The organism is Dickeya sp. NCPPB 3274, from assembly GCF_000406205.1.
Taxonomy (GTDB): domain Bacteria; phylum Pseudomonadota; class Gammaproteobacteria; order Enterobacterales; family Enterobacteriaceae; genus Dickeya; species Dickeya fangzhongdai.
Map to the genome: position 1 here is coordinate 82,208 of NZ_CM001979.1, position 25,600 is coordinate 107,807.

Here is a 25,600-nt window from a genome sequence, read left to right on the forward strand (position 1 = left end):
GAAGCCATTCAATGGATGAAAGAAAAATCAACAGCAGGTGAATGTGTGCAGCCTGAACCATGTCCCTATTGTGAACTGCATCACATTTATAATATCGGCCTGCATGGCGGGGGCTTTAATGTCGGAACCATGAAACCGGCGCTGTTTTTCTGGCTTCGCCCGGCGAAATCGCGCTAGCATGCAGGGAGTTGAACTGATTATTGGGGAAATTCATGGCGATAAAACTGATTGCGATTGATATGGACGGCACGCTGCTGACGCCGGAAAATCAAATCTCGCCAGCGGTGAAACAGGCGATTGTCGCCGCCCGCGAAAAAGGCGTCTATGTGGCGCTGGCTACCGGGCGCCCGTTCATTGGCGTTGAGCGCTATCTGAAACAGCTGGGCCTGCAGCAGGACGGACATTACTGCATCACCAATAACGGCGCGCTGGTGCAACGCACGGCGACGGGTGAATGTGTGGCGCAGACGACGCTGAGCTTTGAGGATTACCTCCATTTCGAAGCGCTGTCGCGTGAGCTGGGCGTGCACTTCCATGCGCTTGATTTCAATTATGTTTACACCGCCAACAAAGACATCAGCGCTTATACGGTGCATGAGTCCCATCTGACCAGCATGCCGCTGAAATACCGGGCGGTGGAGGAAATGGACCCTGGCCTGCGTTTCCCGAAAGTGATGATGATTGACGAGCCCGAGTTACTGGATGCCGCTATCGCCCGCATTCCGCGCGAAGATTTCACGCGTTACACCATCATGAAAAGCGCCGCTTTCTACCTGGAGATTCTGGACAAGCGCGTCAACAAAGGCGAAGGGGTGAAAATGCTGGCGCAGCACCTTGGCCTTGAACGTGATGAAGTGATGGCGCTGGGCGATCAGGAAAACGATCTGGCGATGATTGAGTTCGCCGGGCTGGGTGTGGCGATGGGCAATGCTATCGACGCGGTCAAGGCGGCGAGCCAGTTTGTCACCAAATCTAACAGTGAAGACGGCGTGGCTTACGCTATTGAGAAGTTTGTGTTGAATGTCTGACCCGAGCGGGCCAGACATATATACCCGTCATACTTCAAGCTGCAGATGCGTTGGCTTTGTTACTCGGCCCATCCCTGGGCCTCGCCCCTTCGGGGCCGCTGTCAGCCGCGTTCAACTCTGCTCCCGGCAGCGTTGTCGCTCACCCCAGTCACTTACTTGAGTAAGCTCCTGGGGATTCGCTGCGTCGCCGCGTTACAAGGCTCATTCTGAGCCTTGCCCTAAAGGGCCAACGCGTGGCGTTGTTCAACACGCGAGCGTGTTGTCCTGCAACTTGAATTATTTAGGGTATAGGGGAGTGTGCGGATCAGTCGTTAAAGAACGTCTGTTTGATCGCCAGTTCGACGCCGCGCACTTCCGCCAGCCCTTTTAGCCGCCCGATGGCGGAATAGCCGGGGTTGGTTTTCTTCTTCAGGTCATCCAGCATCTGGTGGCCGTGATCGGGGCGCATCGGAATAGCGCGGGTGTTGCCCTGCTGACGGCGACGGTGTTCTTCCGCCAGAATCGCTTTCACCACTTTCACCATGTCCACATCGCCATGCAGATGCGCGGCTTCGTGGAAGCTTTTCGGGTTGTCTTCGCGGCAGGTAGCGCGCAAATGGGTGAAGTGGATGCGGTCGGCGAAGGTTTCGATCATCTTCACCAGATCGTTGTCCGCCCGTACGCCGTAAGACCCGGTGCACATGGTGAAACCGTTATGGATGCTGTCCACGGCGTCTTTCAGCCACTGCATATCTTCAATGGTGGAAACGATGCGCGGCAGGCCGAGAATCGGGCGCGGCGGATCGTCCGGATGTACCGCCAGCACGATGCCGGCTTCTTCCGCTACCGGCACAATCGCCCGCAGGAATTCGGCCATGTGCTCACGCAATGTCGCCTTGTCGATGCCATCGTACTGCGCCAACTGGGCGCGGAACTGTTCCAGCGTGTACCCCTCTTCAGCGCCCGGCAGACCGGCGATAATATTGCGGGTCAGCTTGTTTTTGTCCGCGTCGGTCATGGCGGCGAAATAGGCCGCGGCCTGGCGTTGTTCGTCGTCGGTGTAGTCGGCGGCGGCGCCTGCGCGCTGGAGCAGGTGTAGTTCGAAGGCGGCGAAGGCGGTGTGGTCAAAACGCAGCGCCCGGGAGCCGTCCGGCAGCGGGTATTCCAGGTCGGTACGGGTCCAGTCCAGCACCGGCATAAAGTTGTAGCACACGGTATCGATGCCGCAGGCGCCCAGATTGCGCAGCGACTGCTGATAGTTGGCGATGTAGCGGCGGTAGTCGCCGGTCTGGGTTTTGATGGCTTCGTGCACCGGCACGCTTTCCACTACCGACCAGATCAACCCTTTTTCAGCCAGTTGCGCCTGGCGCTTCTTAATCTCTTCAACGCTCCACACTTCGCCATTCGGGATGTGGTGCAGTGCGGTGACGATACCGGTCGCGCCCGCCTGGCGGGCATCATCCAGCGACACCGGATCGTTGGGGCCGTACCAGCGCCAGGTGTGTTCCATAAAGTAGCTCCTTAAGCTATATACTCGTCATACTTCAAGTTGCAGGTGCGTTGGCTGCGCATTTCATGGGCCTCGCCAAGCAGCGTTCAAATCGGCTTACGCCAATTTGTCGTTCACCCCAGTCACTTACTTTTGTAAGCTCCTGGGGATTCACTCGGTTGCCGCGTTACAAGGCTCATTCTGAGCCTTGCCCTAAAGGGCCAACGCGTGGCGTTGTTCAACACGCCAGCGTGTTGTCCCGCAACTCGAATTATTTAGGGTATAGATTGAATAATAATCGGTCTGGTGGTCAGGCCACCAGACCGATTCACTATTCACCACCTGCGGTGATATTTCTGTGATTTAGATCACGCAAACATCAGGCAAGAGGCCGCTGTGGTGCCCGGATGTGAGATGGATAGCAGCCCCATCATCTGCGTATGGCGCTGCGGCATTTAATTTTCTGGCGTTTTGACGGCTATGGTAAGCTGCGGGCTGTTGTTTATAAGAGGCCTATGTTTACAGGACATAGGCCGACAGGACACGGCTGACGGGGCCGGAGGGGATATGGTGTTACCCACACTGAAAGTTGAGCGGCTGTACCGGCAGATATCCAACCTGCTGATTAACTGCATCAGGAACGGTCAGTTTGCGGCCGGGCAACTGCTGCCCTCGGAGCGTGAACTGGCGAAACAGCTGGGGGTGAGCCGCTCGTCCATCCGCGAGGCGCTGATTGCGCTGGAAATTACCAGGTGGGTGGAGATTCGCACCGGGAATGGCGTGTACGTCAACGATCCGCTGCCGGACGTGCCGCCCGCCGCGCCGCCGGAAGACGAATTCAGCCTGCGGGCGTTCATTCAGGCCCGTCAGGTATACGAGGCGATGATGGCGGAACTGGCGGCGGTGCATGCCACCGACGAGCAACGCGCCGCGCTGCAGGATATCACCCGCGACCTGTCACGCCTGCACGTCAACGACGCGCAGTTTCTGCATGAAGACAAGCGGTTTCATCTGTTGATCAGTGAAATGTCCGGCAATGAAGTGCTGCAGGACATGATGGATTACCTGTGGAACAAGCGTCAGAGCAGCCGGTTTGTGCGGCTGGAAACGCTCTACGCCGACCCCGATTTTCCCCGCACCATGAATCAGGACCATATCGATATCGCCGACGCCATCGTCGCGCGCGACCCGGCCCGGGCACGCGCCAGCATGGAGCGCCATCTCCAGCATGTGTACGATCATCTGTTCAGCGGTGATAAGTAGGCGTGAGTCCCGCCAGAAATGAAAAAACCCCGGGGGGACACAGGCACCGGGGTCGAGGGTAATGATGAGCGCGGGCGATTATTTGTAGATCACCGCGTTGCCGCGCAGGGTGTTGTCGCCGCCAGCATAGGTGATGGTGTAAGCGGAAGCGCCGGCGGCCTCAGCCTGATGGGCCAGTTTGGCCTGCAGCGAGCTCAGATCGTTGGCGGTAGCGGAAACGGAGCCGATTTTTTCCAGTTGCTGGGCCTGCTCATAGTTGACGCTCTGGGCGGCGAAAGAACCAAAAGATACGGTGGCAAGGGCAGCGGCGATAGCGATGGTTTTGATGTTTTTCATGATCTCTTTCCTTCTATTTTGGTAACTGGGTTGAAAGGGGTATGTCCTTTCGATAACGGAAAGGTTACGCCCTGTTGGCCTTCGTGGAAAACGGAGGTTGTTGAAGATATCTTTCTATTTTTTTGATGGGAAATACAGTCAGGAATAGAAAACAACTCAATGATTTTTATTGTCTTTGTTATTTTTTGAGCGATTTTTTAGGATATGCCAAGTTACGTCAAGAAGGCGAAGAATCTGTGAAGAATGAAGACAGTCAGATAACACTTAATGCTTTTTCACATCAGTTGACCAATATAAATATCTGGTCATGCGATGGCAACTGGTTGATTTATGACGTTCGGCCGCACGGATCTTCATTCACGGGATTGACCATCGAACGCGTCAACGTGGAAACCCGTCAGCGCGAGGTAATTTACCGCGCCGGGCAGGGCGCGCATGTCGGCGTAGCGACCGGTAGCCCGGTGGCGCCGCAACGTTATGTGTTTATCCACGGCCCGGAACACCCCGATGAGCGCTGGCAGTACGATTTTCATCACCGCCGCGGCGTGGTGATATCGGATGATGACCGCCAGCAGGCCACGACGCTGGATGCCTGCGTGTTGACGGCGCCGTATCTGGCCGGCGCGCTGCGCGGCGGTTCCCATGTGCATGTGTTCAGCCCGGACGGCAGCCGACTGAGTTTCACCTACAACGATCATGTGCTGCACGAGCGCGACCCGGCGCTGGATCTGCGCAATGTCGCAGTGGCGGTACCGCTGCATCCGGTGGCCGCGTCGCGCCGTCATCCGCGCGAGCATGACGGCAGCCATTTCTGCGTGCTGGTGAGCGACACCACGCCGCAGCCGCGCCCCGGCAGCGATGACATCAACCGCGCTTACGAAGAAGGCTGGATAGGGACGGAAGGCTATCTGCGTCCGGATGGATGCCGTCAGCGTTGGGCGCTGGCGTTTATCGGCGATACGCTGTCCGCTGGCGGCGAGAAGGTGCCGGAAGTGTTTATCGTCGATTTACCGCAGCAACTTAACGATTACGCCCGCCCCGGCGAGCGGCCGTTGGGCGGCACCGACGATCGTTTGCCTGCTCCGCCTGCCGGCGTGCGCCAGCGGCGTCTCACCTTTACCGCCGACAGGCTACATCCCGGCGTAGTCAATCAACCGCGTCACTGGCTGCGCAGTTCGCCGGACGGCAGCCAAATCGCGTTTCTGATGAAAGACGACCGCGGCGTGGTGCAGTTGTGGACGGTATCGCCGAACGGCGGCGAACCCCGTCAGGTGACGCAGGGCGACTGGCCGGTACAGTCGGCGTTCAGCTGGCACCCGGACGGCAAATACCTGGCGTTCATTGGCGATAACAGCGTGATGCTGTGCGAGGTAGCGACCGGTCGGTTGATTCGCCAGACCGTGCGCAGCGAAACGCCGCCGGTGGGGGATGCGGTGGTGTTTTCGCCGACTGGCGATCGCATCGCCTATTTGCGGGATATTGATGGCTATAACCAGATTTTTGTAGTGACGGTGATGCGTTAACGCCGGCGTTTTTCCTGACGGGCGGCGCGCCCAGACTGGCCGCCGCCTGTTGTTTACCTCTCTTCCGCCGTGCTCTGGTGGTTTCCATCGATCCGCTGTTTTGATTACCCAATAAAACTGTTTCCTTTCAAACGATTACTTTTTATTCACCGATCCGCCTCACAGTTCGCAGCAAAAAACATTGTCACCGGCTCCGTGCTTCCAATACATTGCTAACTCGACTTAGCAAAGAGATTTCAGCATGAAAAACGGTTGCTTCATCGGTGTGGATGTCGGGTCGGCCAGCGTCAGGGCCGGGGTGTTTGACGGCAATGGCCAGCGTCTGGCGTTTGCGGTGCGGCCCATCGAACAGTTTCATCCTCGCACGCACGTGGTAGAGCAATCGTCGACGGATATCTGGCAGTCGGTCGGCGCTTGCGTACGTGAAGCGCTGGGCATGGCGGCGATAGCGCCTTCGCAGGTACGCGCCATCGGCTTTGACGCCACCTGCTCGCTGGTGGCGGTCGGGCCGCAGGGTCAGCCGGTATCGGTAGCTGAGCAGAACGACCCGCAGCGGGACATCATCATGTGGATGGATCACCGCGCCGCCGCCGAAACCGCCGACATCAACGCCACCGGCGACGACGTGCTGCGCTATGTAGGCGGCGAGGTCAGCATCGAGATGGAACTGCCCAAGATCCTGTGGTTAAAACGCCATTTCCCGGCACGTTATCAGCAGGTATGGCGCTTTTTCGATCTGGCGGACTATCTGGTGTGGCGCGCCACCGGTACGGACGCCGCCAGCGTTTGCACGCTGACCTGCAAGTGGAACTATCTGGCGCATGAAAACCGCTTTAGCGACAGCCTGTTGCAGGCGGTTGGGCTGGCTGATTTGCCGCAGAAAATCCCGCCGCGCATCCTGCAACTGGGCGACGCCGCTGGGACGCTGGCCGCCGACGTGGCGCGCGACTGGGGGTTGCCGGAAAACGTGGTGGTGGCCGGCGGCATCATCGACGCGCACGCCGGTGGGCTGGCGCTGGTGGGCGGCGAACCACAGGGCAGCCTCGCCGTCATTAGCGGTACGTCTAACTGCCATATGCTGGTCAGTCGTCAGCCGGTCGAGGTGCCCGGCGTGTGGGGGCCGTACTGGGGCGCAATGCTGCCGCAGTGGTGGCTCAACGAAGGCGGGCAGAGCGCGGCGGGCGCGCTGGTGGAGTGGACATTGCGCCAGCATGCGCAGTGGCCGGCGTTGACGGCGCAGGCGGAGCGGCAACGCTGTAGCCCGTATGCGCTGCTGAACGAGTGGGTGGCGTCGCTGGAGCAGCGCGAACCGCTGCCGACCCGTCATCTGCATGTGCTGGCGGATCACCACGGCAACCGCTCGCCGCGCGCCAATCCGAATGCGCGCGGCATGGTGATGGGGCTGACGCTGGAACAAGGGCCGGACGCGCTGGCGCGGCTGTATCTGGCGACGCTACAGGCGATTGCTTATGGCACCCGCCACATTATCGAGGCATTGAATCAGGCCGGTCATCATATTACCCGGCTGACGATGTGCGGCGGCGCCACCAAAAATCCGCTGTGGCTGCGGGAATACGCCGCCATCACCGGCTGCGATATTCAACTGGCGAGCGAAGAAGACGCAGTGACGCTCGGCGCGGCGTTGCTGGGGGCGGTGGCCTGCGGCGCGTATCCCTCGCTGCCGCAAGCGGCGCAGGCGCTGGTGCAGCCCGGTCCGCTTATTCGCGCCGACCGGTGCAATCAGGCGTTTCACGACGCCAAATACCAGATTTATTTACAGATGTATGACTACCAGCAGGCCGCCCAGCAACAGATGAGCCGTCACTGATAGCCGAATTTTCTTCCGGCATAGTCCGGAACGGACACCAGGAGTACCTATGTTGACACTGAATCTTCCCGTTTCACCCCGCCGGCTTTCTGTCGGCGAACGTGAGGTTTTGCTGGTTACCAACGCGGATCTGCGGGAATCCGCCAACCTGACCTGCTGGCCGACCCAGCAGCAGTTTGAAAGCCGTCTACAGAGCGCGCTGGAGCAACTGGGATACCGCATGACGCGCGCTCATGCGGTGGACAGCGCCCGCGGGCACGGTTTCATCAGCAGCCAGCGGGAAGGCAGCGATGTGTTCGCCGCGCTCGACCCCGACGCGCCGGTGATCGTGCTGCTGACCGCCTGGCAATATTCTCACCATGTCGCGCCGTCGCTGGTGCACCACCGCGGCCCGGTATTGCTGCTGGCCAATTTCGACGGCACCTGGCCGGGGCTGGTGGGCATGTTGTGCATGGCGGGCTGCCTGACCAGTCTGGGGCGCACGTATTCCCGGCTGTGGTCGGAAACCTTTGAGGACGACGCGTTTCGTCAGGGGCTGGCGACCTGGCTGCGCGACGGCGCGGTCAGCCACAAGACCGGCTACCTGCGCCCGGTGGCGGCGTCTCACCCGGTGCTGGCGGCGCCTGCCGGTCAGATTGGCCGTCAGGTGGGGGAATACATTCTGCGGCATAAAGCGATTATCGGGCTGTTCGACACCTTCTGCATGGGGATGATCAACGGCGTGTTCCCGCAGCAGGCGATGGTGAATATTGGTATGCCGATCGAGTCGTTGTCCCAGTCGGCGTTGCTGGTGGAGATGGCGAAGGTGCCGCACGCCCTGCGGGAAAACTGTCTGGCGTGGTATGAGCAGCGTGGTATGCAGTTTGAGTTTGGCGACGACGGCAGCCGCCAGCTGACGCGGGATCAGGTGCTGGAGCAGTGCGCGATGATGATTGCGATGGCGCGCGTCGTGCAGCGTTTCGGGCTGACGGCGGTCGGGGTGCAGTACCAGCAGGGGCTGAAAGACAGCTGCGCCGCGTCCGATTTTGCCGAAGGGGCGATCGGCAACGCAGAGCGCTTTCCGCTGCCGGATGAGCAGGGCGAGCCGATTCGCCCCGATGTCGCTATCCCCTGCATCAATGAAGTGGACATGGGCAGCGCCATTCCGCAGGTGATGTTGTGGCATCTGCTGCACGGGCTGGGGTTACCGGCGGAAACCACGCTGCACGATATTCGCTGGGGCAGCGAGTATCAGGGCGTCTTCTACTGGGATTTGGAAATTTCCGGCGCGGTGCCGTTTGCTCACCTCAAAGGCGGTATCGCCGGCGCCACCGGCTATCGTCAGCCGCCGATGTTCTTCCCGTACGGCGGTTCCACCATCGCCGGGCAGGGCAAGGCGGGGCGTTTTGTCTGGGCGCGGGCGCATTACGAAGGCACGCAGGTGATCATGCATATCGGCACCGGCACGGCGGTAGAATTGCCAACTGATGAGTTTGAACGCCGCCGCCGCGCCACCAACTACGAGTGGCCGCTGCTCAACGCGGTGCTGGACGGCGTCACCCGCGACGACCTGATGGCGGGCCACCAGAGCAACCACCTGACGGTGGCGTATGTGGACGAGGATAAGCTGGCCGAGGTGCTGAAAGCCTTTGTCGCTCAGGCGCTGACGCAGCATATCCAGGTATGGACGGCGGGCGATGCTCACCGGTTGCTGGCGGAGTAAATCATGACTTACGACAACTCATCCTTCAGCGATGAAAACAAATACACCGGCATCTGGCCGGTGATGCTCACCCCGTTCGATGCGCGCGGCGAAATCGACTACGCCTCGCTGGCGCGGCTGGTGGAGTGGTATCTGGATGCCGGGGTGCACGGGCTGTTCGCCGCCTGCCAGTCCAGCGAGATGTTTTTCTTAAGCGATGCGGAAACCCGCGAACTGGTGCGCTTTATCGTGGCGCAGGTGGATGGCCGGGTGCCGGTGGTGGCCTCGGGCCACACCGCCAGCGCGTTCAGCCAGCAGGTGGATCAGCTAAACGGCGTGGCGGAAACCGGCGTGGACGGCGTGATCCTGATCAGTAACCGATTGGCGCTGGCGGGCGAGCCGGACGGACAGGCGCTGGCTCGGTTGCAGGCATTGACGGCGCAACTGCCCGCACAGGTGGATTTGGGGATCTATGAGTGCCCTTATCCCTACAAGCGGCTGCTGTCTGACGAGACGGTCGCCTGGTGTGCGCGCAGCGGGCGCTACACCTTCATCAAAGACACCTGCTGCGATCTGCCGACCATTCGCCGTCGTCTGCAACTGGCGCAGGGCACGCGTCTGCATCTGGCCAACGCCAACAGCCAGACGTTGCTGGCGTCGTTGCAGGCCGGCTGTCAGGCCTACAGCGGCGTGATGGCCAACTTCCACCCGCAGCTGTACGTGTGGCTGTTCGAGCACTGGCGCGAGCACCCGCAGGCGGCGCAGCAGCTGGCGGATTATCTCGGTACGGCGGCGCTGGCGGAGTTTCTTGATTATCCGGCCTGCGCCAAATTCTATCAGCAGCAATGTGGTAATTTCTCGACCCACGTTTGCCGGGTGCGCAACAGCGCCGCCTACGGCGAGAGCTTTTTCCCACAGGCGATTGAGAGCATGCTCCGGCTGGGCCAGACGCTGGCGACGCAGCTCCCGGCACCGCTGCGGTAACCTGAAGGACACCCTGATGAAGCTGACAATGACAACACAGCAATTCATCCTGCCCGAAGGGCATGACTACTTCGGCAACTGCCACGCCTCGACCGTGGCGGCATTGTCGGGCGGGCGGCTGCGGGTGGCCTGGTTTGCCGGCGAAAAGGAAGGCAGCGGCGATACCGCAATCTGGCTGGCCTGCGCTGAGCAGGGGCGCTGGTTGCCGCCGGTGCGGATAGCGTGGGAAGACGGGCTGGCGCACTGGAATCCGGTGCTGCACCGGCAGGCGGGCAAGCTGTGGCTGTTCTATAAAGTGGGCGCGGATGTACACCACTGGCAGACCCGGGTGATGGTATCGACGGATGACGGCGCGAGCTGGTCCGCGCCGCGTCCGCTGGTGCCCGGCGACAGCGCGCCGCGCGGGCCGGTGAAGAACAAGCTGCTGGTGATGTCCAACGGCGAGTGGCTGGCGCCTGCGTCCGTCGAGGACGACCGCCATTGGGATGCCTTCGTGGATCTCAGCGGCGATCAGGGCCGGAGCTGGCAGGCCGTGCCCATCCCTCTAACCCATCGGGCGCCCGACGACGACGGCGATGGGGCGTTATGGCCGGGGCTGGAGCAGGCGGCGCTGTGGGAAAACGACCTGACGCGGGTGTTCCAGTGGGACGGCGTTATTCAGCCATCGGCATGGGAGTCGGCGCCGGGGCGGGTGCACGTACTGATGCGCAGCACGCGCGGCGCGCTGTACCGCAGCGATTCGGACGACTACGGTCGCCGCTGGCGCGAGGCTTATGCCATCGACCTGCCGAACAACAACAGCGGCGTCGATCTGGCGCATCTGGGGGCGGGCCGTCTGGTGCTGGTCTACAACCCGGTGACCGGCAACTGGCGCCATCGCTATCCGCTGACGGTAGCCTGCTCCGTCGATAACGGCGAACACTGGGAAAACCGTATCGACCTTGAGCAGGAGCCCGGCGAGTTTTCTTATCCCGCCATTATTGCCGATGGCGACACGGTTAATGCCGGTGGCACCACATCTCATGCCGGTGGCACCACGTTGCATGTGACCTACACCTGGAATCGAAAAAATATCGTTTACTGCGCGCTGATATTCAGCGGGTAGTCGTTGTAGCACTCAAAAAAAACTGTACCCTACACCCCCCGCCGACCTCCGGGTACGGCGGCGTCCGGATGGCTTTGCCTGAAGGGCGATAAAATCATAAAGCGAGGAACATCATGTCGATTTCCGTGGAATTATCCCAACACCAGGCGATGCACAATAAATCCAATATCCGCCGCGTGGTGATCTCCAGTTGGATTGGCAACACCATCGAGTTTTACGATTTCCTGCTCTACGGACTGGCGAGCGCGCTGGTGTTTGGCAAACTGTTCTTTCCCAACGTCAGCCCGGTCACGGCGATGCTGGCGTCATTCGCTACCTTCGGCGTGGGGTTCATTGCCCGCCCGCTGGGCGGCATCTTCTTCGGCCACATGGGCGACACTCTGGGGCGTAAGCTGACGCTGTTGATTACCCTCGGCGGCATGGGGATGGCGACCTTTCTGATCGGCTGCCTGCCTACTTATCACCAGATCGGCGTCTGGGCGCCGGTGCTGCTGGTGGTGCTGCGTTTCGTGCAGGGTTTTTTGGTGGGCGGCGAGTGGGGCGGCGCGATGCTGATGGTGGTGGAAACCGCGCCCGCCAACCGTCGCGGCCTGCTCGGTTCCATTCCTCAGACCGGCGGTTTTTCCGGACAACTGCTGGCGACGGCGATATTCGCTATGGTGTCGACGCTGCCGGAAGACCAATTGATGTCGTGGGGCTGGCGCGTACCGTTCATGCTGAGCGTGGCGCTGGTGCTGGTGGGGCTGTATATGCGCCGCAAGGTGGATGAAACGCCGGTGTTCCAGCAGGTCCAGCAACAGCAGCAACAGCAGGCGCGTGAGAGCGAGCCGGCGCGTCGTCAAAGCCCGGTGGTGGAAGTGCTGCGTAAACAGTGGCGTAGCGTCTGCCTGATTATGGTGCTGCGTTTCGCGGAAAGCGTGCCGTTCTTCCTGGCGACCGTGTTCGCCGTGTCCTACGCCACCGTACAGCTGGGCGTGCCCAAACAGACCATGCTCAACGTGATCATGGCGACCTGCGTGCTGGCGTTTCCGATGCATGCGCTGTTCGGCGCGCTGTCCGACCGGGTGGGCCGCCGTCCGATCTATATCTTCGGCGCGCTGTGCGCCGCGGCGATGGCGTTTCCGTTCTTCTATCTGCTGGAAAGCGGCTCCTTTGGCTTGATGGTGCTGGGATACATCCTGCTGATCAACATCGCCCATAACTCCATCAACTCGGTGCAACCGGCGTTCTTTACCGAACTGTTCGGCCCGAAAGTGCGTTACAGCGGCGCGTCCATCGGCGCACAGCTGGGGGCGATTGTCGCAGGCGGTTTCACCCCGTTTATCGCCAAGGGGCTGACCTCGCTGGATAACGAGTCCTGGACGCTGGTGGCGACCTACGTCACGGTAGCGGCGCTGGTGGCGGCGTTCGCAGCCTGGAAAGCGCCGGAAACGTCGCGTCGGGATATGACCAAAGAGGTGTGATTTATTGATCGCGGCCAGGGTCGGCCGCGCTTTAGCTGCGTCGAGTTAGTTATTCCGTTACACTGGCCTCTTTCAGTTCTCACAGGGATATTCTGTTTCATGGCGAAAACAGTTGAACAGATTGCCAGTGCCTTGAAGTTGTCCGTGACCACGGTGCGTCTGGTGCTGAATGGAAAAGCGGAACAGTATCGGATCAGCGCCAAAACCCAGCAACGCATCCACCAGTACGTGACCGAGTACGGTTATACCGTCAATCACGTCGCCCGCAGCCTGAAGCTGAACAAAACCGAAACGCTGGGGCTGATCGTGCCCCGATTATCCAACCTGTTTTTCTCAACGCTGGCTGAAAAGCTTGAAACCCGCTGCCGCGAGGTGGGTTATCAACTGATGATCAGCTGTTCTTACAGCGACCCGCAGTATGAAAACCGGCTGGTGGAGGCGCTGTTGCAACGCAATGTCGACGGGCTATTTGTGGTGCCGTCGTCGCTACAGTCGGCTCAGCACCACGCTAAGGTAGTAAAAAAGCCGCTGGTGCTGCTGGACCGCGATTTCGGCATCGATCAGCTGCCGCTGGTGATGAGTGACAACCTGCAGGGCGGAGCGGCGCTGACCGAAGCGATGCTGGCCGCCCAACCTGCCGCGCCGCTGTTTTTCATGGCCGGCGACGTGCAGCAGCCGGCGATTCGCGACCGTCTGCGCGGGTATCGCCAGTCGGTGCAGCAGGCCGGGCTGACCCCGGCGGTGCTGGAAGCCAGCCATAACCGCCGTGAAGACGGTATGCTGATGATGGAACAGTTCTTGCGCCAGCACGACGCGCCGCCGCCGGCGTTCATCGCGTCGTCGTTGCCGGTGCTGGAAGGGATGTTGAGCGTGGTGCGCGAGCGCTATGGCTATATTCCGGCGCACATTAATATCGGCACCTTCGATGAACACGCCATGCTGGGATTTTTACCGAATACGCTCTGGTCGATGCGTCAGAACGAAGATGCCTGGACTGAACAGGCGTTTGCGGCGATGCAGCAGGCGCTGAACGGCGATGCGCAGCCGCATAAAGCGGTGATCCCCATGACCCTGATCCACCGCCGCCAGGCGGAAAGTCACTGACCGGCGTTATTTGCCGAGACCGGTATCATCATCGGCGGCGGATCGTCTGCCTGTTTGCGGCGTTCGTATTCTTCCAGCCGGTCGCGGGCCGAGGTGTTGTGGTGGTCGCTGTGGACGCGGTAATAGTCATAGGGCAACAGCAGCGTATCCAACATGGCGGAGAAGGGAACGTCCAGCGCCACCATCGGCATCATCGCCCAACTGGTGTCCTCGTCTTTCAGGGTAGTCATGCTGGATTTGGTGCCGGAATAGTACCCCTGCTCGCCGCCAGAGTGAGTCATTACGCTGGAGCAGCCGCCGCATGTCGCCAGTATCCCGCCTGACAGTACGAACGACAATGAGGCATTTTTCAGTATGGTCATCATGCTACCCTGAGGAGAGTTTTCCCGGTTACGTGGTTGACTGCGCGTGCATCGCCCTGCATATGGGTTACGGCCTTCACATGTTTTAGCAAAATGTGCTTGCTGTCCAGTGTATGTGATTACACCTGAACCGGGGAAAGAATAAGAGAATTTTCCTTCGCGGTGTTGAAAAGCGGAGGTGGGTCACCATATTGATATCAGGCAAGACGGAAATACGCCGACAGGGTATTTCCCCGTACCAGACGCCTGTCCGAATGGAAGGCGGTTATCTTTTGACCTCGCTGCATGCTAGGAGGCAGTTTATGCGTAACCCCGATTTTTCTCCGCTGTATCGCTCCGCTATTGGTTTTGATCGTCTGTTTAATCTGCTTGAAGCCGGCCAGAGCCAGGGCAATGGCGGATATCCCCCGTATAACGTTGAGCTGGTTGACGAAAACCAGTACCGCATTGCGATTGCCGTGGCCGGTTTCGCTGAAAGCGAGCTGGAGATCACCGCGCACGATAACATGCTGATTGTCAAAGGATCGCACAGCGGCGACGCCACCCCGCGCAACTACCTTTATCAGGGTATTGCCGAGCGCAATTTTGAACGCAAATTCCAGCTGGCGGAACACATTCAGATTAACGGCGCCAACCTGGAAAACGGTTTGCTGTTCATCGACCTGCAACGGGTGATCCCGGAAACGCTGAAACCGCGGCGTATCGAAATCAAATAATCGTGATGGCCGTCGGCGCGCGACGCCGCGGCGATAAGTGAACCGATCTCAGAGATCTCTCTGGGTGATGGCATCTCTTCGTCCGCCGAATGGGGACGACCCGGCTGCCGCCGGAAACCGTTATCTCGCTTCACAGAAGGAGTTATGAGTATGCGCAACTACGATTTATCCCCCCTGCTGCGTCAGTGGATTGGCTTTGACAAACTCGCCAGCACCATGGGCAATCAGGAAGCGGTGGAATTCCCGCCGTACAACATCGAAAAAGTCGATGACAACCATTACCGTATTACGCTGGCGCTGGCTGGATTTCGTCAGTCGGAGCTGGATATTGAAGTGGAAGGGCAGCGTTTGACCGTGAAGGGCGCGCCGACGCTGCCGGAGAAAAAGGCGCAGTACCTGCATCAGGGGCTGGTGTTCAAGCCGTTCTCGCTGAGTTTCACGCTGGCCGATCACCTGCATGTGTCCGACGCGCAGTTCCAGCACGGGCTGTTGCACATTGACCTGATTCGTGACGTGCCGCAGGCGCTGCAACCGCAGCGTATCGCCATCGGCCGCCGTGCGCCCGCGCTTCACGAGAAGGCGCCGGATGAACAGGCTTAACCGGCCATAATCGACCGCCCGCGAGGTACTCGCGGGCATTTTTTTAACATTTATTCCCGCTTTTCCCTGCTGGTCATCTGGCGCCGGCGATGGTTTACATTAGTTCTTAATGGCTATTTTCCGCATTTAAAGGGAAAATATCGGAAAATACTTCAGAATTATTTTATTTCTTGCCTGAATAGAATGAAATAAACCAATAAATAACGGTGGTGAAAGCTGTATTCACTAATAGATTATTATTAACATCATCGTTAATTTCATGTTCCAATATTGTTATATTGTGACGAGCTTTTGGGTTTTATTTATTTTTGAAATGGCGTTTTTATTTTCAAAAGTAAATTATTAAACCTATTTAGTAATTAAAATAACAGTAGTGGATTCCACTTTTATAATACTATTTTTCCCGTTGATCACTTCACTTGATTTTGATGGGACGAGAAAAGCACCCTGTTCTTTTCGTTTTCTCGTCTTTTTTTTGCTGATGCTGTACCCGTTGTGTTTGTCAGGCTGTATCCCGCCATGAAAGATGGCGATGACGCGCCGGAAAACTCGCTATCCGCATAGTCGGACGGCGGAATTAAGGGTGATGAAGAAATAAAACAACTCCTCCACTCGTAACACGGGACTTCCGGTAAAAGCGGCTGATTTCGTTTTAATCTTGAGTGGTGTTGGTATGTCTGCAAATAACAGCAGGTTAGTTAAGCTTCTTATTATCCTCGGCATAGCCGTTATATTTTGGTTTGTTCCCGTTCCTGACGGCGTTAATCCTACCGCATGGCACCTGCTGGCAATATTTATTGCTACGGTCATCGGTCTGATTCTCTCCCCTTACCCCCTTGGCGCCATTGCCATTTTTAGTATCACCGCCGTCTCGGCGCTCGGCTTGCTGTCGGTCAAGGATGTGCTGGTCGGGTTTGGCGACCCCACCATCTGGATGATTGCCTGCGCCTTTTTCATTTCGCGCAGCTTTATCAAAACCGGTTTCGGCCGCCGCATCGGGTTTCTGTTCATCAGCAAGCTCGGCAACAGCAGCCTGGGGCTGGCGTATGGCCTGGTGTTTACCGACCTGCTGTTTTCCCCGGCGATGCCGTCAACCTCCGCACGCTGCGGCGGCATTATCACCCCGCTGTTCCGCTCTATCGCCGAAGCTTACGGTTCGACGCCGGAGCAGGGCACCCAGCGGCGTATCGGCTCGTTTCTGGTACAGACCATTTTCCAGTGTAACGCCATCACCTCGGCGATGTTCATGACGTCGATGGCCGGTAACCCACTGATCAGCAAGCTGGCGACCCAGTTCGGCGTTCACCTGACCTGGACCGAATGGGCGGCGGCGACGCTGGTGCCGGGGCTGCTGTCGCTGATCGTGATCCCGCTGGTGCTCTACCGTTTCTACCCGCCGGAGCTGAAGAAAACCCCGGAAATGCGCGAGCTGGCCAAGGCTCGCCTGCACGAAATGGGACCGATGAGCCGCAATGAATGGATTGTGCTGTGCGTGTTCCTGGGGCTGGTAGTGTTCTGGGTGTTGGGGTCGACGCTGAATATCGACGCTACCCTGACCGCGCTGGGCGGCCTGAGCGTGTTACTGTTGACCCGCGCGTTGAGCTGGGAAGACGTAACCGGCGAGAAAGAGGCCTGGCACACCGTGGTGTGGTTCGCGGTGCTGATGATGCTGGCGACCCAACTGAACAAGATGGGGCTGATCGCCTGGCTGGGCGGCATCGCCGGCCACGCCGTCGCCGGGATGCACTGGTTGCCGATGATAGGACTGTTGCTGCTGGTGTACTACTACAGCCACTATTTCATGGCCAGCGCGGTGGCGCACATCAGCGCCATGTACGCTATTTTCGTGTCGATCGCCATTGCGGCGGGCGCGCCGCCGGTACTGACGGTGCTGGCGTTTGCCGCTTTCAGCAACCTGTTTATGGCGACCACGCACTACTCCGGCGGCCCGGCGCCGATCATGTTCGGCTGCGGCTACCTGTCGCTGGGAACCTGGTGGAAGATCGGCTTCCTGACTGGGTTGGTGGTCATTCCCATCTGGCTGGGCATCGGTAGCCTGTGGTGGAAGGTTTTGGGGATGTGGTAATAAGTGCTGGGGATGTGGTGATCGTTTTTTGCCTATCTGTTTGATTCGCCGCCGCCGGATATGGGCGGCGGTTTTGTTCTCTGGGTGCGGAAATGGCGCAGAAATAGCGCGAACAGGTTAATATAGCGGGATCGATGATGCGAATTCCGGAGCGAGAGATGAGTAAGAAAAAGACACCGCTAAAACTAGGCACGTCGATCATTCTGATGGTGTCGGCGGTGATCGGCTCGGTGCTGCTGGTGGTTTACGCGCTGCTGTTTTTCCGCATCACCGAACTGACCGAAACTCACCTCAAGGACAAAGCCTTCGCCATTGCCCGCACCGTCGCTAATTCGCCGATCGTGGTGGACGACCTGAAAGGCATCGGCAATCCGATGCTGGTTCAGCGTTTTTCCGAGGACGTGAAAAGCCGCAATCACCTGCTGTTCGTCATCGTTACCGACATGGACGGTATTCGCCATTCCCATCCTGAACCGGGGCAGATTGGCCGCCATTTTATCGGCGATGACCTCTACCCGGCGCTGCTGGGGCTGGAGAATACCGCGGTGAACCGCGGGGTGCTGGATCCGGCGCTGCGTGTATTCACGCCGGTATTTGACGAGAATAACCGGCAACTCGGGGTGGTGGCGGTGGGGATTTCGCTGTCCAGCGTGCAGTCGGTGATTAACGAAAACCGCTGGATCATTCCCTGGACCATCCTGTTCGGCGCGCTGGTCGGCCTGCTCGGCACCTATTTTCTGGTGAAAACCCTCAAACGCATCATGCTGGGTTTTGAACCGTTCGAAATTTCCAATCTGTTCGAGCAACGCAACGCGATGCTCAAGCAAATCAAAGAAGGGGTGATCGCGGTGGATACCGACCTGCGCGTCACCATCATCAACGACGAAGCCAAGCGGTTGTTCAGCCAGCATGGGTCTGGCGAAACGCTGGCGATCGGCAGCACCATCAGCCGGTGGCCGGCGCTGATGAATCTGGAAAAGGTGCTGGAAACCGGTGCGCCGCGGCAGGATGAGGAAATCAATTTCAACGGCAATCTGTTGCTGATCAACACCGTGCCGGTGGTGGTGAAGGGCGATATTATCGGCGCCATCGCCACCTTCCGCGATAAAACGGAAGTCAGCCAACTGCTGCAGCGCCTGACCGGGATGTCGTATTACGCCGACGCCCTGCGCGCCCAGTCGCACGAATTCATGAACAAGCTGCATGTGATTCTCGGCATGCTGCATTTGAAATATTACCCGCAGCTGGAAGAATATATTTTAAAAACCGCCAATAATTATCAGGCGGAAATCGGCTCGATTATCCGAAAAGTAAAATCTCCGGTGATTGCCGGGTTCCTGTTGGGTAAAATCAATCGGGCACGGGATTTGGGTGTTACGCTGTCCATCAGCGAAGACAGTCTGTTGCCGGATACCGACGACTCCCAGGCCACCAATGAGCTGATCACCGTGCTGGGCAACCTGATCGAAAACGCGATGGATGCCTTATCCGGTCTGGAAAACCGCGAGATCACCGTGACCTTCCATCATCAGGATGGGCAGTTACACTGTACGGTGAGCGACGACGGGCCGGGCATTGCGCCGGATATTCAGCAGCGCATTTACCAGGAAGGATTTTCCACCAAAGGCTCCGGACGCGGCATCGGCCTGTACCTCACCCGGCAGAGTCTGGAAAAAATCGGCGGTACCATCGATTTTGAATCCGAACCGGACGTTTACACCCAGTTTTTTGTGAATATCCCGTATCAAGCAAGGCAGTTTGACCATGATTAAGGCAGTTTGACCATGATAAATGTACTGATCGTCGATGACGACGCCATGGTGGCGGAGTTGAATAAGTGTTATCTGAATCAGATTTCCGGGTTTAGCTGCTACGCGACGGTACCGACGCTGCAGCAGGCGCGAAATCTGCTGATGCAACCGGACTGCGAGATCGATTTGGTGCTGCTGGATATCTACATGCAGCAGGATAACGGTCTGGATTTGCTGCCCACGATTCGTGAATTCAGCGAACACACGGACGTGATCATCATTTCGTCGGCCAGCGACGTGTATACCATCAAGAAAGCGCTGCATTACGGCGTGGTGGATTATCTGATCAAGCCGTTCCAGTTCGCCCGCTTCGAACAGGCGCTGACCGCCTACCGGGAAGAGGCCAACCTGCTCAAACACCGCGAGTTTGTGGCGCAGTCGGACATCGATAACCTGATTCGCCGCACCAGCGGCACCCCGACGGTGGAGCGCAAGAAACTGCCGAAAGGGCTGACCAGCCTGACGCTGCGCACCGTCTGCGAATGGGTCGAGGGCAATCAGGGCGCGGAGTTTTCCACCGAGATGCTGGCCAATGCCATCGGAATTTCCCGCGTGTCCTGTCGTAAGTACCTGATCTATCTGGCGGATACCGGCATTCTCGACACCAACATTCTGTACGGTTCCACCGGTCGTCCAGTCTACCTTTACCGGCTACTGCCGGAAAAGCAGGACGCGCTGCGACAGTACTGCGAATAGCGCCGAAACGAAAAAGGCCACGTTCAGCGTGGCTGTTTTATCAGGCGAATAAAACGAAAAAGGCCACGGTATCCGTGGCCTTTTTGTGTATAAACCGGTCGACGGATTACACCAACCAGCCGAGCAGCAGAGTGGCGGCGATCACGGTGGAGGCGCCGCCGATACGGGTGGCGATTTGCGCGAACGGCATCAGCGACATGCGGTTGGACGCGGACAGAATCGCCACGTCGCCGGTGCCGCCCAGACCGCTGTGGCAACTGGTCACGATGGAGGCTTCAACCGGGTACATCTTCAGGTACGGCGCGATGAAGAAGCTGATCAGCGCCATCGAAAGCACCACGGAACCGCACACCACCACGTAGCCGACGGAGAACACCGCCACCACGCTTTCCAGCGGCACGTACAGCATGCCCAGACCGATCATCAACGGCCACACCAGCGAACTGGAAACGAATTTGTAGAAGCTGTTGGCGCCGGTTTCCATGCTGGACGGAATAACACGGCCGTACTTGCACAGCACCGCGATCAGAATCATCAGCACCGGGCCGGGGATATGCAGCACTTTCTCAAACAAGCCGCCGACGATGAAGAAGGTGCAGATCAGCAGCAGGCCGCCACCCATCAGATGGAAATCCACCGTTTTCGGCGCGTCTTTCACCGCAAACAGTGCGTTATCGGCTTCGTTGCGCACCAGATTGCCGTTACCGTTCAGGTCGCTGCGCCATACGCCGATGCGGGCCAGCACGCCGGCGCAGATGATGGCGAAAATGTTGCCGACAACGGCGGCAGGCGCCAACTGGGCGACGTACACGTCCGGCGCCTGGCCGAGGATGGCGGAATAGGCCAGCGACAGCGGCAGGATGCCTTCGCCGATGCCGCCGCCGATGATCGGCACGATGATGAAGAAGAAGGTGTGATAGAAGCTGTAGCCAAACAGTTTACCCACCAGCAGGCCGGTCACCACCGCGGTGGCGGTGCCTATCACCAGCGGAATGAACATGCGGATCATGCCCTGAATCAGGATAACGCGGTTCATGCCGAGAATGCTGCCCACCACCAGACTGGCGATGACGAAGTAGAGGAAGTTGGCGTCTTTCATCAACAGCTTGACGGTATCCAGCGTGTTGGCGTTGAACAGATGGAAATACACCAGAATGGACGGCACCATCAGGCAGAGAATCGCCGGACCGCCGATTTCTTTCAGCACCGGAATACGCTGGCCGATATACGCCAGCAGGAATCCCATGGTCATAATAACGGCGAATCCGCCGATCATGTTTTTAGGTAAATAACTGGCATAGGCCGCAATAAATACAACGGCGGCAATGACCAGAAAAAGAATAAAAGGCACAGAGCCAATGCGAGTTTTATTTAAGCTTTCCAGTAAGCTTGATGGTGCGGCGGTGGCGAGCGTGTTATCGCTCATGATTTCAGTTTCAATGTTTTTCATTATATTCACCCTGCTGTAGCGGCATAGGACAGAGATAAGCAGCTTGCTCTGCAAGACGTGGAAATTGTGTTATGAGCGCAAAGCACAGTAGCCATGCGACACACCATCAAAAGAAAAAGGCGATGTTATTTTTATTGCAGCATGTTCTTTAGGTAATCTAGCATGGGTAAATGTTAAAAATAATAGCCATTCACTACAAACGTGAAGGAATTGTGAACCTCACAGCAATTCGTCTTTAAATAACTTAATTCGTAGTTTTGTAATTAAAATTAATTTGTGGATATTGTGGTGGGGTTATTTAGATAGGTGGGGTGTTTTTAGCTATATAAAAATAACACGGCAGGGATAAATAAAAAATAAAATTTAAAAAGTTATATAAATAAAATTCAAGGAGAATGTGATTGAGGCTGGGTTTATATACCCCAAATAATTCGCGTTGCGTGCTGAACAACGCAACGCACCGGCAACTTGAAGTTGAAGGATATACCGGCAAGGTCTTTGCTATCCGGCAGAACCGCTATTTTCTGCCATACTGTGACAGGCAGGGAAGAAACCAGCGGACGCGATGTGACGGCCGGACCGACCGCCATACTGCACGCTCGGTGCTTTTGCCGCGGTGGTATAAAGTTTTTTTATAGTGCGCAAATAGTTAGAGAAAGAACATCAGCGATGATAGGAATACATCATCCATGTCAGGGTTTTGTCAGTATTTTCACCTGATTTTAACCTTTTTAACACGCTTTATTGTGCGGTAATTCACCATTCGAGAGGATTTTCCTATGAGTTCTTACATGGTGATAATTATTGTATGACGCTGTTTTTATGGTGCTACCTGTTGTCTTTTTGTTATTTTGCGGGCTTTATCACCAATAAAGTGGCACTTTAAGCTAACTTTATACCCTGATGATTCTGTGGTTTCTGTTTGTAAATCCTAACAGGTTATATTGACGCGATTGTGATCTGTTGACACATTGTGGGCGTCACAAGGAGGAGGGCGGCAGAGTACCTGGCATCATTATGGTTGATCCGACAGGGCTGGCGGGGGTTTTCCTGCTTGTCCCGCACTGTTGTCTCTCCCTGTTTACTATTGCATCAGTCTCCGGACGCGTTCCTCGGGCTGAAACAGAGAAAAGTACAGACCACCGCGATAAAAACCGTCGCGATAATCCCAATCGCGATAGCCATGTTGCAATGACAACAGTCACGATGACAACAATCGCGATGACAACAACAGGTCTGACTGACACACAACATCCACAATGGAGTTCATGTAATGGCTAAATCCCTGATGAAATCAAGGGTGCTGAAATTCAGCCTTGGTTTGCTGGCGCTGTCCGTTGCCGCCGGTGTACAGGCAAAAACCCTGGTGTATTGCTCAGAAGGTTCTCCGGAAGGTTTTAACCCGCAGCTGTTCACGTCCGGCACCACTTTTGACGCCAGCTCCATTCCTATCTACAACCGTCTGGTTGAGTTCAAAAACGGCACCACGGAAATTGAACCGGGTCTGGCCGAAAAATGGGATATCAGCGCCGACGGCAAAACCTATACTTTCCACCTGCGCAAAGACGTGAAGTGGCAGGATAACAAAGAGTTCAAACCGAGCCGTACCTTCAACGCTGACGACGTGCTGTTCTCTTTCCAGCGTCAGATCGACGCCAACCACCCGTTCCACAAAGTTTCCGGCGGCAGCTACGAATACTTTGAAGGCATGGGTATGCCGGACCTGATCAGCAAAATCGAGAAAGTGGACGACTATACCGTCCGTTTCCAGCTGACCCGCGCCGAAGCGCCGTTCCTGGCCGACCTGGCGATGGACTTTGCTTCCATCATGTCCGCCGAGTACGGCGACAAAATGCTGAAAGCCGGTACGCCGGAGAAAATCGACCTGGATCCGATCGGTACCGGTCCGTTCCAGTTGCAGCAGTACCAGAAAGATTCCCGCATCCTCTACAAACGTTTTGACAGCTTCTGGGGCACCAAGCCGGGCATCGACCGTCTGGTCTTCTCCATTACGCCGGATGCATCCGTGCGTTACGCCAAGCTGCAGAAAGACGAATGTCAGGTGATGCCGTACCCGAACCCGGCGGATTTGGCCAGCATGAAGCAGGACAAGAACATTGAGCTGCTGCAAAAGCCGGGCCTGAACGTGGGCTACCTGTCGTTCAACGTCGAGAAGAAACCGCTGGATAACGTGAAAGTGCGTCAGGCGCTGACTTACGCGGTGAACAAGCAGGCGATCATCGAAGCGGTTTATCAGGGCGCCGGTCAGGCCGCGAAGAACCTGATTCCGCCGACCATGTGGGGCTATAACGACGACATTAAAGATTACGCTTACGATCCGGCCAAAGCCAAGGCGCTGCTGAAAGAAGCGGGTCTGGAAAACGGTTTTGAAATCGACCTGTGGGCGATGCCGGTACAGCGTCCGTACAACCCGAATGCCCGCCGCATGGCGGAGATGATTCAGGCTGACTGGGCGAAAGTGGGCGTGAAAGCCAAGATCGTTACCTACGAGTGGGGCGAGTACCTCAAACGCGCCAAAGCCGGCGAACACCAGACCGTGCTGATGGGCTGGACCGGCGACAACGGGGATCCGGATAACTTCCTGGCCACCCTGTTCAGCTGCGATGCGGCGAAAAAAGGCTCCAACTACTCCAAATGGTGCTACAAGCCGTTTGAAGACCTGATCCAGCCGGCTCGCGCGGTGTCCGATCAGGCTAAACGTATCGAACTGTACAAGCAGGCGCAGGTTGTGATGCACGATCAGGCTCCGGCGCTGATTGTGGCGCACTCCACCGTGTATGAACCGATCCGTAAAAACGTGAAAGGCTACGTCATCGAGCCGCGCGGCGTGCACAGCTTCAATCACGTATCAGTAGATTAATTATCTATCACGTCACATTTATGGGCGATGGCAGCGCTGTCGCCCCTGTTGTTTCTAGAGGAGAGTGTTTCTGTAGGGGAACGGCAGGGGGCGCTTCAACGCCCGTTTTAACGCAGTGAGCAATGTCAGGCTCGATGGTGAGCGCCATCGGGCCCTTTATCTCTAATAAGAGAAGCACAGAGAGTTCGGGATATGTTGCAGTTCATACTCCGTCGTTTGGGGCTGGTTATCCCAACGTTTATCGGTATTACCCTACTGACTTTCGCTTTCGTGCACCTGATCCCCGGCGACCCGGTGATGATCATGGCAGGAGAGCGCGGTATTTCTCCGGAGCGCCACGCGCAGCTGATGGCGGAACTGGGGCTGGACAAGCCTCTTTGGGAGCAATACCTCCACTACATCAACGGTGTGTTGCACGGCGATCTGGGCATGTCCCTGAAGAGCCGCATACCGGTCTGGGACGAATTCGTGCCGCGATTCAAAGCCACGCTGGAACTGGGCGTCTGCGCGATGATTTTCGCGGTGATCGTCGGTATTCCGGTCGGGGTGCTGGCGGCGGTCAAGCGCGGTTCCGTGTTCGATCATACCGCTGTCAGCATCGCGCTGACCGGCTACTCCATGCCGATTTTCTGGTGGGGCATGATGCTGATCATGCTGGTATCGGTGCAGTTGAACCTGACGCCGGTATCCGGCCGGGTGGGCGACACCGTGTTTCTGGATGATTCCCTGCCGCTGACCGGCTTTATGCTGATCGACACCTTAATCTGGGGCGCGGAAGGCGACTTCAAAGATGCCGTGATGCACATGGTGCTGCCGGCTATTGTGCTCGGCACCATTCCGCTGGCGGTGATTGTACGTATGACGCGCTCGGCGATGCTGGAAGTGCTGGGCGAGGACTATATCCGTACCGCTCGCGCCAAGGGGCTGGGCCGCCTGCGGGTGATTGTGGTGCATGCATTGCGCAACGCGATGCTGCCGGTGGTGACGGTGATCGGCTTGCAGGTGGGCACCATGCTGGCCGGGGCGATCCTTACCGAAACCATCTTCTCCTGGCCGGGGCTGGGCCGCTGGCTGATCGATGCGCTGCAGCGCCGCGACTATCCGGTGGTGCAGAGCGGGGTATTGCTGGTCGCCACCATGATTATTCTGGTGAACCTGCTGGTGGATGTGCTCTACGGCGTGGTGAACCCGCGTATCCGGCATAAGAAATAAGGG

20 protein-coding genes are annotated in these 25,600 nt (G+C 57.6%); 16 read left to right on the forward strand and 4 right to left on the reverse strand.

Annotated elements, in window-relative coordinates; genetic code table 11:
• Nucleotides 1-212: 212 nt before the first annotated feature.
• On the forward strand, nt 213-1,028 hold the full coding sequence (yidA, locus tag DXX3274_RS01055) for a sugar-phosphatase (RefSeq protein ID WP_042858116.1): 816 nt from the start codon (nt 213-215) through the stop codon (nt 1,026-1,028).
• 304 nt (nt 1,029-1,332) lie between these two features.
• Here the strand turns inward: yidA and uxuA are convergent, their stop codons facing one another.
• Nucleotides 1,333-2,517 carry a mannonate dehydratase gene (gene uxuA, locus DXX3274_RS01060; protein ID WP_042858118.1) on the reverse strand — a complete coding sequence of 395 codons (1,185 nt, stop codon included), beginning with the start codon at nt 2,515-2,517 and terminating at the stop codon, nt 1,333-1,335.
• Between the two features lie 546 nt (nt 2,518-3,063).
• Here uxuA and DXX3274_RS01065 point away from each other — a divergent pair.
• A complete protein-coding gene (locus DXX3274_RS01065) occupies nt 3,064-3,759 on the forward strand; it encodes a FadR/GntR family transcriptional regulator (protein ID WP_042858120.1) in 696 nt (231 codons plus the stop codon).
• Nucleotides 3,760-3,837: 78 nt separating this feature from the next.
• Here the strand turns inward: DXX3274_RS01065 and DXX3274_RS01070 are convergent, their stop codons facing one another.
• Nucleotides 3,838-4,095 carry a YdgH/BhsA/McbA-like domain containing protein gene (locus tag DXX3274_RS01070; protein WP_042858122.1) on the reverse strand — a complete coding sequence of 86 codons (258 nt, stop codon included), beginning with the start codon at nt 4,093-4,095 and terminating at the stop codon, nt 3,838-3,840.
• 236 nt (nt 4,096-4,331) lie between these two features.
• Between DXX3274_RS01070 and DXX3274_RS01075 the strand changes: the two genes are divergently transcribed.
• From DXX3274_RS01075 to DXX3274_RS01105, 7 genes are all read left to right on the forward strand, one after another.
• Nucleotides 4,332-5,618 carry a DUF3748 domain-containing protein gene (locus DXX3274_RS01075; protein WP_042858124.1) on the forward strand — a complete coding sequence of 429 codons (1,287 nt, stop codon included), beginning with the start codon at nt 4,332-4,334 and terminating at the stop codon, nt 5,616-5,618.
• Nucleotides 5,619-5,859: 241 nt separating this feature from the next.
• Complete coding sequence (locus DXX3274_RS01080) at nt 5,860-7,446, forward strand: FGGY-family carbohydrate kinase (protein WP_042858126.1); 1,587 nt, start codon at nt 5,860-5,862, stop codon at nt 7,444-7,446.
• Nucleotides 7,447-7,495: 49 nt separating this feature from the next.
• Nucleotides 7,496-9,148: a signal transduction protein gene (locus DXX3274_RS01085; RefSeq protein ID WP_042858128.1), complete on the forward strand. Its 1,653-nt coding sequence runs from the start codon at nt 7,496-7,498 to the stop codon at nt 9,146-9,148.
• Nucleotides 9,149-9,151: 3 nt separating this feature from the next.
• The gene (locus DXX3274_RS01090; RefSeq protein WP_042858130.1) at nt 9,152-10,111 is read left to right on the forward strand and encodes a dihydrodipicolinate synthase family protein; all 960 of its coding nucleotides are present in this window, start codon (nt 9,152-9,154) and stop codon (nt 10,109-10,111) included.
• A 16-nt stretch (nt 10,112-10,127) separates the two neighbouring features.
• Nucleotides 10,128-11,216 (forward strand): exo-alpha-sialidase, encoded by a 1,089-nt coding sequence (locus DXX3274_RS01095; protein WP_042858131.1) that lies wholly within the window; start codon nt 10,128-10,130, stop codon nt 11,214-11,216.
• 113 nt (nt 11,217-11,329) lie between these two features.
• On the forward strand, nt 11,330-12,679 hold the full coding sequence (locus DXX3274_RS01100; protein ID WP_042858132.1) for an MFS transporter: 1,350 nt from the start codon (nt 11,330-11,332) through the stop codon (nt 12,677-12,679).
• A gap of 99 nt (nt 12,680-12,778) precedes the next feature.
• Nucleotides 12,779-13,783 carry a LacI family DNA-binding transcriptional regulator gene (locus DXX3274_RS01105; protein WP_042858133.1) on the forward strand — a complete coding sequence of 335 codons (1,005 nt, stop codon included), beginning with the start codon at nt 12,779-12,781 and terminating at the stop codon, nt 13,781-13,783.
• On the opposite strand, the gene DXX3274_RS01110 is transcribed toward DXX3274_RS01105, so the two are convergent.
• Nucleotides 13,777-14,148 carry a YceK/YidQ family lipoprotein gene (locus DXX3274_RS01110; protein ID WP_050569779.1) on the reverse strand — a complete coding sequence of 124 codons (372 nt, stop codon included), beginning with the start codon at nt 14,146-14,148 and terminating at the stop codon, nt 13,777-13,779. The two genes, DXX3274_RS01105 and DXX3274_RS01110, sit on opposite strands and share 7 nt — an antisense overlap.
• Before the next feature lie 299 nt (nt 14,149-14,447).
• Here DXX3274_RS01110 and ibpA point away from each other — a divergent pair, with 299 nt between their 5' ends.
• The 5 genes from ibpA (at nt 14,448) to dcuR (ending at nt 20,054) form a co-directional block, all read left to right on the forward strand.
• Nucleotides 14,448-14,861, forward strand: a complete 414-nt coding sequence (ibpA, locus tag DXX3274_RS01115) for a small heat shock chaperone IbpA (RefSeq protein ID WP_013315795.1) — start codon at nt 14,448-14,450, stop codon at nt 14,859-14,861.
• Between the two features lie 150 nt (nt 14,862-15,011).
• A complete protein-coding gene (gene ibpB / locus DXX3274_RS01120; RefSeq protein ID WP_042858136.1) occupies nt 15,012-15,461 on the forward strand; it encodes a small heat shock chaperone IbpB in 450 nt (149 codons plus the stop codon).
• Between the two features lie 673 nt (nt 15,462-16,134).
• Nucleotides 16,135-17,547 carry an anion permease gene (locus DXX3274_RS01125; RefSeq protein WP_042858137.1) on the forward strand — a complete coding sequence of 471 codons (1,413 nt, stop codon included), beginning with the start codon at nt 16,135-16,137 and terminating at the stop codon, nt 17,545-17,547.
• 158 nt (nt 17,548-17,705) lie between these two features.
• Nucleotides 17,706-19,319 carry a sensor histidine kinase gene (locus DXX3274_RS01130; RefSeq protein ID WP_042858138.1) on the forward strand — a complete coding sequence of 538 codons (1,614 nt, stop codon included), beginning with the start codon at nt 17,706-17,708 and terminating at the stop codon, nt 19,317-19,319.
• 12 nt (nt 19,320-19,331) lie between these two features.
• A complete protein-coding gene (gene dcuR, locus DXX3274_RS01135; protein WP_013315799.1) occupies nt 19,332-20,054 on the forward strand; it encodes a two-component system response regulator DcuR in 723 nt (240 codons plus the stop codon).
• A 106-nt stretch (nt 20,055-20,160) separates the two neighbouring features.
• Here the strand turns inward: dcuR and DXX3274_RS01140 are convergent, their stop codons facing one another.
• A complete protein-coding gene (locus tag DXX3274_RS01140) occupies nt 20,161-21,504 on the reverse strand; it encodes a 2-hydroxycarboxylate transporter family protein (RefSeq protein ID WP_042858139.1) in 1,344 nt (447 codons plus the stop codon).
• A gap of 1,273 nt (nt 21,505-22,777) precedes the next feature.
• Here DXX3274_RS01140 and dppA point away from each other — a divergent pair.
• Nucleotides 22,778-24,385, forward strand: coding sequence for a dipeptide ABC transporter periplasmic-binding protein DppA (gene dppA, locus DXX3274_RS01145; RefSeq protein WP_042858140.1), 1,608 nt, complete (start codon nt 22,778-22,780; stop codon nt 24,383-24,385).
• A gap of 192 nt (nt 24,386-24,577) precedes the next feature.
• Nucleotides 24,578-25,597 carry a dipeptide ABC transporter permease DppB gene (gene dppB / locus DXX3274_RS01150; RefSeq protein ID WP_038664321.1) on the forward strand — a complete coding sequence of 340 codons (1,020 nt, stop codon included), beginning with the start codon at nt 24,578-24,580 and terminating at the stop codon, nt 25,595-25,597.
• Nucleotides 25,598-25,600: the final 3 nt, after the last annotated feature.